Source organism: Nonomuraea sp. NPDC003214 (assembly GCF_053590035.1).
Genome location: NZ_JBSFSX010000022.1, coordinates 36,646 through 52,194, shown reverse-complemented (window position 1 = coordinate 52,194; position 15,549 = coordinate 36,646). Strand labels below are relative to the sequence as shown.

Annotated in this window: 13 protein-coding genes; 5 read left to right on the top strand and 8 right to left on the bottom strand. The window is 74.9% G+C overall.

Going from position 1 to position 15,549, the window contains the following annotated elements; genetic code table 11:
• The first annotated feature begins 175 nt into the window (after positions 1 to 175).
• Positions 176 to 3,118 carry a BTAD domain-containing putative transcriptional regulator gene (locus tag ACWDXC_RS41055; RefSeq protein ID WP_449991725.1) on the top strand — a complete coding sequence of 981 codons (2,943 nt, stop codon included), beginning with the start codon at positions 176 to 178 and terminating at the stop codon, positions 3,116 to 3,118.
• Here ACWDXC_RS41055 and ACWDXC_RS41050 read toward each other — a convergent pair.
• The gene (locus ACWDXC_RS41050) at positions 3,105 to 5,189 is read right to left on the bottom strand and encodes a PucR family transcriptional regulator (protein ID WP_449991722.1); all 2,085 of its coding nucleotides are present in this window, start codon (positions 5,187 to 5,189) and stop codon (positions 3,105 to 3,107) included. The two genes, ACWDXC_RS41055 and ACWDXC_RS41050, sit on opposite strands and share 14 nt — an antisense overlap.
• Positions 5,190 to 5,299: 110 nt before the next feature.
• Here ACWDXC_RS41050 and ACWDXC_RS41045 point away from each other — a divergent pair, with 110 nt between their 5' ends.
• Genes ACWDXC_RS41045 through ACWDXC_RS41035 form a run of 3 tightly spaced genes read left to right on the top strand, consistent with a single transcriptional unit; the run spans position 5,300 to position 9,147 of the window.
• Positions 5,300 to 7,474, top strand: coding sequence for a xanthine dehydrogenase family protein molybdopterin-binding subunit (locus ACWDXC_RS41045; protein ID WP_449991719.1), 2,175 nt, complete (start codon positions 5,300 to 5,302; stop codon positions 7,472 to 7,474).
• A complete protein-coding gene (locus tag ACWDXC_RS41040) occupies positions 7,474 to 7,707 on the top strand; it encodes an EF-hand domain-containing protein (RefSeq protein ID WP_219518917.1) in 234 nt (77 codons plus the stop codon). Before ACWDXC_RS41045 ends, ACWDXC_RS41040 begins: the two co-directional genes overlap by 1 nt.
• A 60-nt stretch (positions 7,708 to 7,767) precedes the next feature.
• Complete coding sequence (locus tag ACWDXC_RS41035) at positions 7,768 to 9,147, top strand: NCS2 family permease (protein WP_449991715.1); 1,380 nt, start codon at positions 7,768 to 7,770, stop codon at positions 9,145 to 9,147.
• Here ACWDXC_RS41035 and ACWDXC_RS41030 read toward each other — a convergent pair.
• The 7 genes from ACWDXC_RS41030 to ACWDXC_RS41000 form a co-directional block, all read right to left on the bottom strand.
• Complete coding sequence (locus tag ACWDXC_RS41030; RefSeq protein ID WP_449991712.1) at positions 9,144 to 10,034, bottom strand: excalibur calcium-binding domain-containing protein; 891 nt, start codon at positions 10,032 to 10,034, stop codon at positions 9,144 to 9,146. The genes ACWDXC_RS41035 and ACWDXC_RS41030 overlap by 4 nt on opposite strands.
• A gap of 138 nt (positions 10,035 to 10,172) precedes the next feature.
• Complete coding sequence (locus tag ACWDXC_RS41025; RefSeq protein WP_449991709.1) at positions 10,173 to 11,525, bottom strand: hypothetical protein; 1,353 nt, start codon at positions 11,523 to 11,525, stop codon at positions 10,173 to 10,175.
• On the bottom strand, positions 11,519 to 12,328 hold the full coding sequence (locus tag ACWDXC_RS41020) for an ABC transporter ATP-binding protein (RefSeq protein WP_449991707.1): 810 nt from the start codon (positions 12,326 to 12,328) through the stop codon (positions 11,519 to 11,521). The genes ACWDXC_RS41025 and ACWDXC_RS41020 overlap by 7 nt, the downstream gene beginning before the upstream one ends.
• Positions 12,329 to 12,348: 20 nt before the next feature.
• Positions 12,349 to 13,155 (bottom strand): zf-HC2 domain-containing protein, encoded by an 807-nt coding sequence (locus tag ACWDXC_RS41015; RefSeq protein ID WP_449991705.1) that lies wholly within the window; start codon positions 13,153 to 13,155, stop codon positions 12,349 to 12,351.
• The gene (locus ACWDXC_RS41010; protein ID WP_449991702.1) at positions 13,152 to 13,724 is read right to left on the bottom strand and encodes an RNA polymerase sigma factor; all 573 of its coding nucleotides are present in this window, start codon (positions 13,722 to 13,724) and stop codon (positions 13,152 to 13,154) included. Before ACWDXC_RS41010 ends, ACWDXC_RS41015 begins: the two co-directional genes overlap by 4 nt.
• A complete protein-coding gene (locus tag ACWDXC_RS41005; RefSeq protein WP_449991699.1) occupies positions 13,721 to 13,990 on the bottom strand; it encodes a hypothetical protein in 270 nt (89 codons plus the stop codon). Before ACWDXC_RS41005 ends, ACWDXC_RS41010 begins: the two co-directional genes overlap by 4 nt.
• Before the next feature lie 92 nt (positions 13,991 to 14,082).
• Entirely contained in the window at positions 14,083 to 14,796 is a 714-nt protein-coding gene (locus ACWDXC_RS41000) for a DUF3105 domain-containing protein (protein ID WP_449991696.1), read from the bottom strand.
• 120 nt (positions 14,797 to 14,916) lie between these two features.
• Between ACWDXC_RS41000 and ACWDXC_RS40995 the strand changes: the two genes are divergently transcribed.
• Positions 14,917 to 15,546: a DUF305 domain-containing protein gene (locus ACWDXC_RS40995; RefSeq protein ID WP_219518942.1), complete on the top strand. Its 630-nt coding sequence runs from the start codon at positions 14,917 to 14,919 to the stop codon at positions 15,544 to 15,546.
• The last annotated feature ends 3 nt before the right edge of the window (positions 15,547 to 15,549 follow it).

Sequence of the window (15,549 nt, the reverse complement as noted above, 5' to 3'; positions counted from 1 at the left end):
GCGTCTTCCGGGCCCGCGAACAGCACCGGGAGGCCGTCCGGACACCTCGGACGCCCCCGCATCACGCACAGCCCCCTCAAGCTAGACGATAGTTCTATATTTCTTCTACAGAGCTTCTAGTCGCCCCTTCCAGGACGATCCGGATCACGCAGCGTCGCACGCGGGGAGATCGCTCATGGCCGAGCACGTCCGCATCCGGCTCCTCGGTCCGGTCGCGGCGTTACGCGGCGCCGCCGCCGTCGACCCCGGCTCACCGCGCCAGCGCGCCGTCCTCGCCGTCCTCGCCTCCCACCCCGGGCAGGTCGTGCCGATCCCCCGCCTCGTCGAGAGCCTGTGGGGCGAGCACCCTCCGCGCAGCGCCGAGCAGAGCGTCTACACGTACGTGGCCGGGCTCAGGCGCGCCCTGGAGCCGTCCAGGAAGCAGCACCGCCACTCCGAGCTGCTGGTCGGCGGCGGTGGCGGCTACCGGCTGGAGGTCGAGGCACGCCACGTCGACGCCGTCGCCTTCGCCGGCCACGTCGAGTCGGCCCGCCTGGCGATGCGCCGCGACGGCGCCGCCGAGGCGCTGACCAGCCTGGAGGAGGCGCTGTCGCTGTGGCACGGCGACCCGCTGACGGGCGTGCCCGGCCCCTTCGCCGACGCCGAGCGCGCCCGGCTGGCCGAGCTGCGCCTGACCGCCGCCGAGCGGCACGCCGAGGCGCTGCTCGGGCTCGGCCGCCCGCACGACGCGCTCCCGCCCCTGCGCGACCTGACCCGCCGCCACCCGATCCGCGAACGGCTGCGCGAGCTGCTCGTCCTGGCCCTGCTGCGCAGCGGCAACCGGGCCGAGGCGCTGGAGGTCTACAACGAGGGCGGCCGCATCCTGCGCGAGGAGCTGGGCGTCGACCCGGGCGCCGCCCTGCGCGCCGCCTACGAGCTGGCCCTGCGCGAGCCCGGCCCGGCCCCCGCAGCGCCCCCGCCCGGCCGGTCCCGCTCCCCCGAGGCCGCCCCCGCGGCGGGGCGCATGCCGGTGGTGCCCCGGGAGCTGCCGCGCGATCTGGGCGGGTTCGTGGGCAGACGGCTGGAGATCATCCGCATCCAGACGCACCTGGCCCCCTGGGACGGCTCCGCGCCCAGCCCCCTGGTCGTCATCTCCGGCCCGCCCGGCGTGGGCAAGTCCGCGCTGGCCGCCCGGGTCGCCGCGATGGTGAAGGACCGCTTCCCCGACGGGCAGCTGTACGTGAACCTGCGCGGCGCCACGACCGGGATGCCGGGACTGGAGCCGCTGGAGGTGCTGGGCCGGTTCCTGCGGGCGCTCGGCGCCGCCGGCGACGCCGTGCCCGCCGACGTGGACGAGGCCGCCGCGGCCTGGCGCAGCCGCATGGCGGGCCGGCGCATGCTGGTCCTGCTGGACGACGCCGCCGGGCTGCCGCAGATCCAGCCGCTGCTGTCGGCGCCGCGCGGCACCGCGATCCTCGTGACGAGCCGCGAGAGCCTGGCCGCGGGCGACGACTCCGTGCAGATCCACCTGCCCCGGATGGCCGGCCCCGAGGCCGCCGCCGTGCTGTCCACGCTGGCCGGCGCGCAGCGGATCACCGCCGACCCCGAGCAGACGGCCCGGCTCGTACGCTTCTGCGACGGGCTGCCGCTGGCCCTGCGCATCGCCGGCGCCCGCCTGGCCGACCGGCCCGACTGGAGCGTGGCCGCGCTCAACGCCCGGCTCGGCGACGAGCGCAGGCGGCTGCACGAGCTGGAGGCCGGCGAGCTCGCCGTACGCTCCAGCCTGGCCGCGAGCTGGAACGCGCTGGCCCGCAGCGCCAGGCCGCTCGACCGGCTGGCCGCCCGCACGCTCGCCCTGCTCGGCCTGCCGCACGTGCACGACATCACCGCCGAGGCCGCCGCCGCCCTGCTCGGCACCGGCGTCCTGGAGGCCGAACGCGCGCTGGAACGGCTGGTCGACGCCCACCTCCTCGACCAGTCCGGCTCCGACCCGGCCGCGCCGCCCCGCTACCAGCTCCACGACCTCGTCCGCATCTTCGCCGCCGAGCTGACCTGCGGCCCCGCCGGGCCCGCCGATGCCCACGCCGGGCCGGGGCGGCTGTCACCCGGCGAGGCGGCCGCCGCGCTGGCCCGCGTGCTGGGCCACTGGATCGCCTCGGCCCGCCTGGCCAGCACCACCATGGACCCGCACCGCGTCCAGCCCGACGGGCCCGAGCTCGACCCCGTCGACGCGACCCCGCACCACGTGGGCGACGCCGACGAGGCCCGCGACTGGCTCGCCCGCGAGGAGCCCAACCTCGTCGCCGCCGCGGCCCAGGCCATGGCGTGCCCCGACGAGCGGCTCGCCAGGCTCGGCGTGGCCCTCGTCTTCTCCCTCCAGTGGTACCTGCACGGCGCGCACGACTCGGCCAACCTCATCGCGCTCAACCGTGAGGCGCTGCGGGTCAGCCGGCGGCTCGGCGACCGGCTGAGCACCTACCACGCGCTCGGCCACCTCGCCGGCGGGCTCAGCTTCCAGCGCCGCACCGCCGAGGCCGTCGAACACCTGCGCGCCCAGCTCGTCCTCGCCCGCGAGCTGGGCGACCGCTTCAGCGAGCAGCGGACGCTCGGCAACCTCGCCAACACCTTCCTGGTACGGCGCGAGTACCGCGAATGCCTGAGCCACGCCCGCGCCCAGCTCGCCCTGGCCAGGGAGATCGGCTCCCAGGTGGGCGAGCGGTACGCGCTCATCATGCTCGGCACCGCCCGCCACGGCCTCGGCCGCTCCGCCGAGGCGCGCCAGGCCCTGACCGAAGCGCTGGCCAGCGCGCGGCGGGTCGGCGACATCAGCCACGAAGGGCTCGTCCAGACGGTGCTCGGCGAGATCTTCCTCGACGAGGGCGAACCGGCGGCGGCGCTGGAGCCGCTGCGGCAGGCGCTCGGGCTGCGCCGGGCGAGCTGGTTCCGGATCGGCCAGCTCCGCTGCCTCGTCCGCCTGTCGCAAGCGCACCGGGCGCTCGGCGCGCCCCGGGCGGCGCTGCCGTACGTCACCGACGCGCTGCCCCTGGCCGTGGAGCTGGGCAACCCCGAGTGGCTGGTCATCACCGAGGAGGAGCACGCCGCCGTGGACGCGCTCCTCGGCGCGGTCACCCGGCCCTGAGCGCCAGGAAGAAGTCGACCCGGTCGGCCATCGTCGACAGGTCCCTGCCCGTCAGGTCCTCCACCCGCTTCACCCGGTAGCGGACCGTGTTGACGTGCACGTGCATCCGCGCGGCACAGGCGTTCCACGAACCGGCGCAGTCCAGGAACGCGCGCAGCGTCGCCACCAGCTCCGACTGGTGCCGGGCGTCGTACTCCAGCACCGGGCCCAGCAGGCGGGCGGCGAACGAGCTCCGCACCTCGCCCGGCACCGTCGCCAGGAGCAGCGCGTGCGTGTAGATCTCATCGCTGGTGACCACGCCGCCGCCGCGCGCCGCCGCCAGCCGCCTGGCGTGCCCGGCCTCCTCGACGCCGCCCCTGAGCGCCGCCGCCCCCGTCAGCTCCCCGCTCACCCCGGCGCACACCCGCACCCCGGGCAGCGCCCCCAGCACCTCCGCCCCGGCCCGCACCCGCGCCGCCACCTCCCCGGCGCTCCGCCCCCGCAACGGCACCACGGCCACGGCCCCCTCCTCCCCCGCGACCGCCACCACCTCCCACCCCAGCAACCCCTCCAACACCGCCACCTCAACGCCGAACCCGCCCTCCCCATAAGGAGCACGGGCAGCCGAACCGGCACTCGCAACGGAAGCCCCTTTGGAGGGCGCACCAACCCGGCCAGCCACCGCCCCAGGGGGCGCGCCACCAGCGGCGGGAGCGCCCCCGGCGGGCGGTGCGGCCCCGGCGGGCGGCGCGCCCCCGGCGGGCGGCGCGGCCCCGGCGGGAGCGCCCACCCCTCCGGGAGCGGCACCGCCACGCGCGCCACCCCCCTCCTCGGAAGGCGCGCCACCGACGGCGGGTGCCCTACCGGTGGAGGGCGCGGCCTCGGCAGGGGCGGCCGCCGTCCGGGGAGGGACGCTGCCTGTCGATGGCCCGCCACCACCCCGGACGCCAGCCCCGCTCCCGGGAGGAGCGCCACCAGCGGCGGGGGCGCCCTCAGCAGGAGCGCCCACCCTCCCGGGGGCGGCACCGCCACGCGCGCCGGCCCCCTCCCGGGAAGGCGCGCCACCGGTGGAAAGCGCGCCGCCACTGGTGGAGGGGGCGGCATCGGTAGAGGCGGTTGTCGGCCTGGGGCCGGTTGTCGGTCTGGGGCCGGTTGTCGGTCTGGGGCCGGTTGTCGGTCTGGGGGTGGTGCCGGTTCTGGAGGGTGCGCCGTCGGGGTGGGGGCTGGGGTGGGTGGTGGTGGAGACGATCGTGTAGGGCTCGGCGGGGTCGAGGGCGCAGGTGCGGAGGCGGGCGGTGAGGTCGGCGGGGTCGGCGCCCGTGAGGGCGGCGGTGACGAGCTGGGCGGCGAGCCGGCGTTCGACGCGGCGCCCTGCCTCCATGCGGGCCCGTTCCAGCGCCACGAAGGCGGCCAGTTCGTAGCCGAGGTCGGCCCGGTCGAGCAGGTCGCCGTCGCAGGCGAGGGCCCAGGCGGCGGCCCGGGGCCCGCGTCCGGCGGCGAAGAGCGTGTGCCCGCCGGCCAGGCAGGGCAGGCGGGGCGCGGTGAGGAAGGCGCGCGCGAGCCGTACGGGGTCGTCGGGGGCGCCGGCGATGACCTGGCCGGTGGCGGAGACGACGGCGCCGGTGACGCCGAGTTCGGCGGCGGTGAGGGCGAACAGTTCGGGCAGCCCGGCGCCTTCGGCGACGGCGGCGACGAGCCGCCGGTGGCGGCCGAGGGCGTCGCGGGCGTCGCCTGAGAGGCGGGGGGCGACGAGCTCGGCGAGGGTGCGGAAGGAGGTCTCGGTGGGCACGTCGAGCAGCGGCAGCCCGGCTTCGCGGCAGGCGTCGACGAGGTCGGCGGGGACGTGCCCGAGCCGGGCCTGGCCGGCGCCGAGCGCGGCGACCCCGGCGTCGGCGAGTGCGGTGACGAAGGGGCGGGAGTCGGCGGCGGTGTGCCACCACATGAGGCCGGTGAGCACGAGTTCGCCGCCGGACAGGTAGCGGCCGGGCTCGGGCAGGTCGGTGATGTGGACGGTGCCGAACTCGCGCCCGGCGTCGCCGGTGAGCAGCGTCAGCCGCAGCTCCTCCATGGCCAGCAGATCGCATATCCGCACTTGGAGGAATATACAAGGCGGCCGGTGAACCGCTTACCGTGATTTCACTCCGCGCGCATTCCGGGGCCGGTCGGCCGGTGCTCTACTCGAAGGATGACGGAGCTCGGACGATGACGGAGACGGCACGGGCGTCGCGGCACGGCGTGGGCGAGAGCGCGCGGCGGCCCGACGCGGCGCTGAAGGTGCGGGGCGAGTTCGCGTACGCGTCGGACCTGTGGCTGGAGGGCATGGTGTGGGGCGCGACGCTGCGCAGCCCGCATCCGTCGGCGTGGATCCGGTCGATCGACGTGGGCCCGGCGCTGGCGATCCCGGGCGTGCGGGCGGTGCTGACGCACGAGGACGTGCCGGGCGAGAAGTTCTACGGCCTGGAGCGCAGGGACCAGCCGGTGCTCGCCATCGACCAGGTGCGTTACCAGGGCGAGCCGGTGGCGCTGGTGGCCGCCGACCATCCGGAGACGGCGCGGCGGGCGGTGGCGGCGATTCGGGTGGACTACGAGCCGCGCCCGGCGGTGACGGATCCGCGTGAGTCGCGGGAGTTCGTCAGGAGCCAGCCGGTGGTGAAGGGCGACACGTTCGAGGCGGAGGTCGTGGTCACCGGCGAGTACGAGGTGGGCATGCAGGACCAGGCGTTCCTGGGCCCGGAGTCGGGGCTGGCGGTGCCCGCGGACGACGGCGGCGTGGACCTGTTCATCGCCACGCAGTGGCTGCACGTGGACCGTGACCAGCTCGCGCCCTGCCTGGGGCTGCCGCCGGAGAAGGTGAGGCTGACGCTGTCGGGGGTGGGCGGCGCGTTCGGGGCGAGGGAGGACCTGTCGATGCAGGTCCACGCGTGCATGCTGGCGCTGCGGCTGGGCCGGCCCGTCAAGATCGTGTACGGGCGGGAGGAGTCGTTCTTCGGGCACGTGCACCGGCATCCGGCGCGGATGCGCTACGAGCACGGCGCCACGCGCGACGGCCGGCTCGTCTACGTCAAGGCCGACATCCTGCTCGACGGCGGCGCCTACTGCTCCTCCTCCCCCGCCGTCGTGGGCAACGCGGCGTCGCTGGGGGCGGGCCCGTACGAGGTGCCGAACGTGCGGGTGCGGGCGACCGGCGTCTACACGAACAACCCGCCGTGCGGGGCGATGCGCGGGTTCGGCGCGGTGCAGGCGTGTTACGCGTACGAGTCGCAGATGGACCGGCTGGCGGAGGCGTGCGGGCTGTCGCCGGTGGAGATCCGGGTGCGCAACGCCGTCTCGCAGGGGTCGGCGCTGATCACCGGTCAGGTGATCGACTCGCCGGCGCCGCTGGCGGAGATGCTGCGCGAGCTCGAACGCTTCCCGCTCCCGCCGCCCGCCGGGAGCGACCTGCGCGGGCTGCCGGGCGGGGTGTCGCAGACCACGCACGGGGAGTCGGTGCGGCGCGGCGTCGGCTACGGGGTGGGCATCAAGAACATCTGCTTCTCGGAGGGCTTCGACGACTTCTCCACGGCGCGGGTGCGGGCGGAGCTGGTCGGGGGGGAGCCGCACGTCACCGTGCACACGGCCGCCGCCGAGGTGGGGCAGGGGCTGGTGACGATCCAGGCGCAGATCGCCCGGACGGAGCTGGGCGTGGACGACGTGACGGTGGCGACGGCCGACACGTCGGTGGGCTCGGCGGGCTCGTCGTCGGCGTCGCGGCAGTCGTACGTGACGGGCGGGGCGGTGCGGGAGGCGTGCCGGGCGGTGCGGGAGCGGTTCGGCGGGCTGCCGGCGCGGGAGGCGCTGGCGCTGTTCGGGCCGATCGAAGAGACGCGCGAGTACCGGCACCGGCCGACGTACCCGCTGGACCCGGCGACGGGGCAGGGCGACTCCCACACGCAGCTCGCGCTGTGCGTGCACCGGGCGGTGGTGGACGTGGACGTGGAGCTGGGCCTGGTCAAGGTGGTGGAGCTGGCGGCGGTGCAGGACGTGGGCCGGATCCTGAACCCGCAGGCGCTGGAGGGCCAGATCCACGGCGGTTCGGCGCAGGGGCTGGGGCTGGCGCTGATGGAGGAGATCCGGGTGCGTGACGGCGTGGTGCTGAACCCGTCGTTCACCGACTACCTGATCCCCACCATTCTCGACATGCCGCCCATGACGATGAAAATCCTGGAAAATCCGGACCCGGCCGCGCCGTACGGATTGCGCGGCGCGGGCGAGCCTCCGACGCTCTCCTCCACCCCGGCGATCGCGTCGGCGGTGCGCGCGGCGACCGGGCTCCGGTTGACGCGCGTTCCGATCAGACCCGAAGATATCGCCTTGGTTCAAGACGGGGAGGGATCCTGATGACGGACGCGCGTGAAGCGGCCAAGGCGGAGTTCACACGGTTCGACGCCGACGGCGACGGCCTGCTGACGGCCGAGGAGATCCGGAAGGCCAACGACGCCCTGGGCGGGCTCGGCGCCTCCGAGGCGGAGATCGAGGCGTTCATCGCCTCGGCCGACCGCGACGGCGACGGCCGGATCGGGCTGGAGGAGTTCGCCGGCCTGGTCGGCGGCGGGCGGCACGAGCAGGCGTGATCACGTCCCCCGCCGGGTAGGCCACCCGGCACTCCCCCTTGATCGCGAAGGGGGTTGGCGGTGCTCGACAGGTTCTTCGAGCTGTCCGGGCGGGGGACCACCGTCGGCCGTGAGGTGCGTGGCGGCGTCACGACCTTCATGGCGATGGCGTACATCATCCTGCTCAACCCGATCATCCTGGCGGGCGCGCAGGACGTCACCGGCGCGAAGCTGACGATCGCGCAGCTCACGACCTCGACGGCGCTCGCGGCGGCCATCTCGACGCTGCTCATGGCGGTGGTCGGCAACGCGCCGTTCGGCCTGGCGGCCGGGCTGGGGCTGAACGCGGTGGTCGCCTACCAGGCGGCGCCCTTCATGACGTGGGCGCAGGCGATGGGCCTGGTCGTGCTCGAAGGCTTCGTCATCATCCTGCTGGCCGTCACCGGGCTGCGCACCCTGATCATGAACGCGATCCCGCTCGCGCTCAAGCACGCCATCAGCGTCGGCATCGGGCTGTTCATCGCGCTGATCGGGCTGGTCGACGCCGGGTTCGTCGCGGCGGGCAGCGGCACGCCGGTGCAGCTCGGCGCCACCGGCCACCTCACGGGCTGGCCGGTCGCGGTGTTCTGCTTCGGCCTGCTGCTGATGATCGTGCTGTACGTGCGCCGCACGCCGGCGGCCATCCTGATCAGCATCGCGGTGACGGCGGCCCTGGCCGTGCTGGTCAACTCGGTGGCCGAGATCGAGCCGGGCGCGTGGGGCGTGGTGACGCCGCACCTGCCCGAGCGGCTGGTCGCGGCGCCCGACTTCGGGCTGGTGGGGCAGTTCGACCTGTTCGGCGGGTTCGCCAGGGCGGGCGTGGTGACGGCGACCGTGGTGCTGTTCACGCTGGTGCTGTCCGGGTTCTTCGACGCGATGGGCACGATCATCGGCGTCAGCGACGAGGCCGGGATGGTGGACCAGGTCGGGCGGGTGCCCCGGCTGGGCCGCATCCTCACGGTCGACGGCGTCGCCGGCGTGGTCGGCGGCGTGTCGAGCTCGTCGGCGAACACGGTGTTCGTCGAGTCGGCCGCCGGTGTCGGCGAGGGCGCCAGGACCGGCCTGGCCAGCGTCTGCACCGGGGCGCTGCTGGCGCTGACGCTGCTGTTCACGCCGCTGGCCGCCGTGGTGCCCGCCGCCGCTGCCGCCCCGGCGCTGGTGCTGGTCGGGGCGCTGATGATGACGCTGAGCCGGAACGTGCCGTGGCAGGACCTGGAGCTGGCGGTGCCGGCGTTCCTGACGATCGCGCTGATGCCGTTCACGTACTCGATCACCAACGGGGTGGGGGCCGGGGTGATCTCGTACACGCTGATCAAGGCGGCTCGGGGCAAGTTCGCCGAGATCCCGTGGCTGCTGTGGATCGTGTCGCTGGTGTTCCTGGCCTACTTCGGGATCAACGGGCTGGAGGAGCTGTTCGGTTAACGGATGTCGCCGGAGTTGCAGGCGATGCCGTTGCCGTCGACGTCGGTGTACCACTCGTACTCGGCGCGGAAGCCCTTGCTGTAGGGGCCGTAGCCGCGCGCGACGGCCTCCTTGCAGCTGTCGAACTTGGGGTCGAGGGCGCCGTCGGCGGCCGGGTTGCCGGTGTCGGGCCGGCCCGTGTTCGGTTGGCCGGTGTCGGGCTGGCCGGTGTTCGGTTGACCCGTGTTCGGTTGACCCGTGTCCGGCTGGCCGGTGTCGGGCTGGCCGGTGTCCGGCGGCGTGGTGGCCGGAGGGGCGGTGGCCGGGGGCGCCGTGGAGCCCGCCAGGCGGGCCGCCAGGGTCTCGGCCTCCGCCTTGGCGAAGCCGACGATGCTCAGGCTGTCGCCGTCCATCGCCTGCGTGACGATCGGCGCGGCGACCACCGTCCGCGGCACCAGCACGACCGCCACCTGCCGCTGGTCGGTGACCTGCTCGTCGATGAGGTCGACGAGCTTCTGCTTGAACGCCGGCGCGACGGCGATGCGGACCGAGTAGGTGCCGTCGGGCTCACGGATGGCCTCGATCTCCTGCACGGCGTTGACCGTGACGCCGTCCTCCAGCAGGTAGCACGTGGTCTGCGTGTCGTCGAGCGCGGCCTCCTCACCCGGGCAGGGGGCCGCCTTGGTCTCGCGCACCGGGGCGAAGTGGATGGGCGTCGGCAGCCGCTGCGGCGGGGCGCCGCCGAGGAACGGGCTGTCGGGGCTGCGGGTCATCAGGACGGCGATGGTGCCCAGCACGCCCGCGATCAGCACGACCAGGACGAGCGAGACCGTCAGCACGACGGTGGTGAGCCTGCTGGCCCGCGGCGGCCCCGGATCGGCGGGTGGTGGCTCTTCCGGCTTGTCCAACGTTGACGACCCCATCCTGACGTCCGTGCTGCCGGTGAGCTTATCGAGGACGACCGGATGCCGGGTAATCAGCCGAATATTTCTCGCATGTCCGTCCACACCGGGCAAACGGCCACCCGGCCGCTACGGGCGCGGCCATCACCGGCGGCCGTCCGTCAGGATGGCGAGCAGGTCGCCGTCGCAGGAGAGCGCGGCCTCGCGCAGGGCCGCGACGCGGGCGCCCTGCTCCCGTTCCGGCACGGCGCGCAGGTCCGGCCACGCCTGCTCGACGAGCGCGTTGAGCTCCTGGAAGACCGGGTCGGCCGTGGGGGCGGCGACGTCGCCCATGAGCCAGCCCGCCGCCATCCTCCGCGCGGCCTCCTCGCGCAGCCGCCCGTCGAAGTCGCCGCCCCTCAGGCTGTGGCAGGACGGGGTCCCGGCCCCCGCGAGCAGGTGGCGCGTCAGTTTCTCCCCGGTGCTCCGCGCCTCGCGAACGTCGAAGTCCACGTACACGATCCCGGCGTCCCTGGCGGGCGGGTGGTGGACCGCGTCGCGCTCGGCGGACTCGCGTACCTGGCTGGGCGGGCCGGGGAGCCGGGCGAGCAGCCGCAGCGCCTCCTCCCCCGGCCCGGCGACGACGGGCAGGAGGTCCTCGTGCGCCCTGGTCACGCAGACCCGGCCGGAGCACACGGGCTCGGCGGCCGCGTTGACGACGTAGACGGGCTCGGAGCCGGACGGCAACAGCGGCAGCGCGACGGCCGCGCCGAGCACAGCCGGAAGCAGGGCGGCCGGCCGTGCCCACGGCCGCGTGGCCGCCAGCAGCCCGAACCCGGTGGCGGCCACCCCGAGCAGCCACACCGCCTGCGCCAGGCTGACCTGCCCGGACAGGTCGTGGACGAGACTGCGCGCGTTGTCCAGCGCCGGCGCCAGATACGCGACCTTGGGCACGACCTCCTCCTGCCACAGGCCCACCACGGGGAACATGGCCAGGAGCGTCGCGATCGCCAGCGCCGGCGGCGTCAGCACGGACGGCAGCGCCCGTGCGACGCCCAGGCCGAGCCAGCCCGCCGCCACGAGCGACAGCGCCCCCACCGCCACGACGGGCGCCCAGCCCAGGTGGAAGACCCCGCCTCCGGCCGCCACCTGCACGGCCCCGACGCCGTACAGCAGCAGGTACGCCGCCACCAGCGCGATCGCCAGCGCCCCGGCGGTCGCGGCGGCGTGCTGCCAGGCGGGCCTGGGCGTGGCCGCCAGCAGCTCACCGGTGCCCGCCCGGCGGTCGCGCAACCCCTGCAGCGCCCCCGCCCCGACGACCAGCGGCAGCAGGAAGAGCAGCAGGTGACGCTCCCACAGCGCGGCCGCGCTCCACTGCGCCGTCCACCTCTCCCCGTACGCCGTCCACGGGCCGGTGAGCCCGAACAGGAAGGCGAGGGCCGCCAGCAGGAACACCGTTCCCGCCCACACCGCGATGGAGCGCCGCAGCTCGATGCGGAGGATCCGGCCGCTCACCACGCGCCCCGATCGTCGCCGGGGGCCGCCAGCAGCGCCGAGTAGCCGCGCTCGATCGGGCTGTCGCCGACGTCGCCGGGCCCGCCGGCGGCGGCGAGCCGGTCCGGCGTCCCCTGGAACACCAGCCGCCCCCGCGCCATCAGCACGACGTCCGAGCACGCGGCGGCGACGTCCTCGACCAGGTGCGTGGAGACCACCACGCAGCTGTCGGCGCCGAGCACCTGCAGCAGCTCGCGCAGGCGCAGCCGCTGCGCCGGGTCGAGGCCGACGGTCGGCTCGTCCAGCAGCAGGACGCGCGGGTCGTTGACGATCGCCTGGGCGATCCCGGCCCGCCGCACCATGCCGCCCGACAGCGTCCGCATCCGGTCGTCGGCGCGGTCGGCCAGGCCCACCCGCTCGATCGCCCGCTGCACCGCGCCGGGCACCTCCCGCTTCGGCATCTCCTTCAGCCAGGCCATGTACTCGACGAACTCCCGTACGGTGAACCGCTTGTAGTAGCCGAACTCCTGCGGCAGGTAGCCGATGGCGCGGCGCAGCTCCCGCCTGCCCGCCTGGGCGGAGGCGTCGGCGCCCAGCAGCGTCAGCTTCCCGCCGGCCGGGCGCAGCACCGTGGCCATGGCCCGGATGAGAGTCGTCTTGCCGGCGCCGTTCGGGCCGAGCAGGCCGTGCACGCCCGTGCCCAGCGCCAGGTCGAGGCCGTCGACGGCCATCGTGCGCCGGCCCGCCCGCACCCTCAGCCCGTCCGCCTGGATCTCCCAGGCGTACGTGGCCGGCGCGATCTCCGCCGCGCCCACCGCGCGTGTCATGAAAGTGTCCTTCCGCTCGTTCATCGATGTGCGTCCAGCAGGGAGTAGGCGCTTCCGCGCGCCAGCACCCCGGCGATCCCCAGTGCGGCGAGCGCGCCCCACACGGGCACGCTGCCGGGCTCCAGCGCGAAGGAGAGGCGGCTGAGCAGCGTCGTCGGCGCCACGATCACCACGGCCCACACGCCCGCCAGGACGGCGGCGGCGCGGACCATCCCGACGAGCCCGCCGAGCAGGAGCGTCCCGGCGGTGAACGCCAGGCACGGCAGCAGCCACAGCGCCACCATGACGCCGCTCGCCCAGCCTGCGGCGGCCAGCACGGGCAGCACCACGGCGAGCACCGCCGCGGTGCGCCGCGCCAGCAGCCCCAGCCCGGCCCTCGGCGTCGCCGCCACCACCTCGTACGCCGGATCGATGGCGCGTCCCCACGCGATGGCCACCCCCGCCACGGGCAGCACCGGCGCGACCAGCAGCACCAGGGACACGCCGCCGGCGGCCGGCCGTTCGAGCGCCACGCCCAGCGCCGTCACCAGCACCGTCATCAGCACCCACGGCGCGGTCACCGGAGAGGCCCAGCGGGCCCACACCGGCCCGCGCCGCCGTGGCGCCGGGGCGACGCGGCCCAGCCGGGGCCGCAGCTCGTCCCACACGCCGCCGACCAGCGCCGCCACCTCCGGCGCCGCCGCCCGCGCCAGCCGCTCGCGGCACGGCGCGCACGCCTCCAGGTGCGCCTCCAGCGCCCACAGCTCGTCGCCCGCGAGCGTGCCGCCGCGGGCGTAGCCGGTGATCTGCCGGTCGGACGCGTGCGCGCCGTCCCAGGACCCGCTCATGACAGCGCCTCCCGTACGATCTCCCGCAGGTTCTGCCGCATGGCGATCCGCGCACGCCTGGCGCGGGTCTTGATGGTGCCCTCGGGCACGCCGAGCAGCACGGCGGTCTCCCGGACCGACAGGCCGTCCAAGACCATGGCCTGCAGCACCTGCCGCAGCTCCGGGGCGAGCAGGCGCAGCGCGTCGCCGACGTCGCCGCCGACGGCCGAGGCCAGCGCCTCCTCCTCCGCCGCCGGCGCCGTCCCGGCCGGCGCCGCCGCCGGGGGCGGCTCGGCGTGGTGCGCCCGGCGCCGGAACGCGTCCACCAGCCGGCGGGCGGCGATCGTCCACAGCCAGCCCACGGCCGTGCCGTCGGCCGCCACGCCCGCGAACGCGCCCGCCGCCCGCCACACCGCCAGGTACGTCTCCTGCATCACCTCGGCGACGATCTGCTCGTCGGCGCAGCGGCGGCGCAGCCGCGTCGCGATCCACGGCGCGGTGCGCCGGTAGAGCTCCTCGAACGCCGCCTGGTCACCCTTGGCGACGCGCCGGACGAGCTGTTCCTCGTCCGGTGCCTTCCTCGACCTCACACTTCACAGACGCCACACTTTGCCCGCCCGGTTCTCGCCGGCCGGTGACATGGCTCACACCCGCTCGGCGACCCGCCCCAGCGGCCCCAGTGGCGCGCCTCCCAGGTGACGCGGTCGCCCGCCGCGAGCTGCCCGGAGGTGACGCCGCCGATGGCCCGCTCCCCCGAGCGGGCCATCGAGGCGGTGTGCAGCTCGACGGAGAGCGACACGTCGAAGACGCGCGCGGGCGGGGCGAGGACGCGCGTGCTCACCTCGAAGCGGGGCATGCCGCGGAGCCTACCGGCCGGCACGCGAACGGCCCGCGCCCCCGGAGGGAACGCGGGCCGCCGGTGTCGATGGCGTGCTGCCCGAGGGCCGGCTAGGAGGCCGCAGGGCTGGCCGAGGGGCTGGCGCTGTCGTGCGGCGTCTGCGTCTGCTGCTGCTGCGGCTCCGGCGGGAGCGGCGCCTCGTCGGCGGTCGTCTCGACCGCCTGAGGGCCGCCGCAGGTCGCGCCGGGCTCAGGGGTGTCGGGGCCGTTCTGGTACTTCTTGATGAACGCGCCCAGCTTCGGGTCGCCCGGGTCGGTCAGCTTGAGCTGGTGCCCCCAGGAGGAGACCACGATCGGCGACGGCAGGTTGGGGAACGGGCTGACCAGCATGTAGTCCTGCTGCCCCGTCGAACCGGCGACGTCCTTCAGCTGGTCGATCTGCGCCTTGGGCAGGTCGGGCCGGTAGGTGATCCAGATGGCGCCGTGCTCCAGCGAGTGGACGGCGTGCTCGGAGTGGATCGGCTTGTCGTAGACCCGGCACAGCTGCCAGTAGTTGTTGTGCTCGCCGCCGACCGGCGGGGTCTCCTTGTACGAGACCGTGCTCCACACGTGCTGACCGGCCTCGTACTTGACGCTGGCGACCCCGTCGAGCGAGGTCTCCTGTGCGCGTTTGACCAGGTAGAAGCCGACCACGCCGATGAGCAGCACGATGACGAGGCCGCCCGCGCCCCACATCAGAAAGGCTGCACGGCGCTCCTTGCGCTTCTGCGCGGCCCGCATCTGCTGCAGATGCTCGCGCCGGGCCTGCGCCTTCTCCTTCGTCATCGTTCCTCCATCGGCGTACCAACTTGGGTCACCCTATGCCCTCCGGGCGTATGCGGAGAATAAGCGGCGTATAAGCATGCGATCACAACCGCTCGCGCAGGTGGGTAACCTGGTCATGCCATGGAGAAGCCCGCCGGAAAGCCGCTGTTCGCCGTCCTCGCCGTCCTCGTCGTCGTGGTCGCGGCGGCCTTTCTCGTGTTCGGGGGCCGGGGCACGCCGGGTGAGACGTCGGCGGAGGCCGGCTTCGCCCGCGACATGGCCACGCATCACGCGCAGGCGGTCGACATGTCGTTCACGATCCGCGACAAGAGCGAGTCGCGCGAGATCCGTAACCTGGCCTTCGACATCATCAACACGCAGGCCAACCAGCGCGGCATGTTCCTGGGCTGGTTGCAGCAGTGGGAGCTGACGCAGGCGACGGACCTGCGGCCGATGGCGTGGATGAGCGGTCACGGTCACGGCGCGCAGCAGCCGCAGGGCGGCGCGATGCCGGGCATGGCGTCGCGGGCGGAGCTCGACAAGCTCGGCGAGCTTCAGGGCACGGAGGCGGAGGTGCTGTTCCTCCAGCTGATGATCCGCCACCACGAGGGCGGGGTGCAGATGGCGGAGGGCCTGCTCAAGCTGTCCGACCGGGCCGAGGTGACCGGCATGGCCCGCAAGATCGTCGAGGGGCAGTCGGGCGAGATCGACCTGATGACGAAGCTCCTCGCGCTCCGGGGCGCGCAGCCGTTCCCGACGATCCTGAAATGAGCT

Coding starts and splice junctions, on each gene's coding strand:
- ACWDXC_RS41020 (WP_449991707.1), bottom strand. CDS start 12,328: ATGACACGCGCGGTGGGCGCGGCGGAGATCGCGCCGGCCACGTACGCC.
- ACWDXC_RS40995 (WP_219518942.1), top strand. CDS start 14,917: ATGGAGAAGCCCGCCGGAAAGCCGCTGTTCGCCGTCCTCGCCGTCCTC.
- ACWDXC_RS41015 (WP_449991705.1), bottom strand. CDS start 13,155: ATGAGCGGGTCCTGGGACGGCGCGCACGCGTCCGACCGGCAGATCACC.
- ACWDXC_RS41040 (WP_219518917.1), top strand. CDS start 7,474: ATGACGGACGCGCGTGAAGCGGCCAAGGCGGAGTTCACACGGTTCGAC.
- ACWDXC_RS41045 (WP_449991719.1), top strand. CDS start 5,300: ATGACGGAGACGGCACGGGCGTCGCGGCACGGCGTGGGCGAGAGCGCG.
- ACWDXC_RS41055 (WP_449991725.1), top strand. CDS start 176: ATGGCCGAGCACGTCCGCATCCGGCTCCTCGGTCCGGTCGCGGCGTTA.
- ACWDXC_RS41000 (WP_449991696.1), bottom strand. CDS start 14,796: ATGACGAAGGAGAAGGCGCAGGCCCGGCGCGAGCATCTGCAGCAGATG.
- ACWDXC_RS41005 (WP_449991699.1), bottom strand. CDS start 13,990: ATGCCCCGCTTCGAGGTGAGCACGCGCGTCCTCGCCCCGCCCGCGCGC.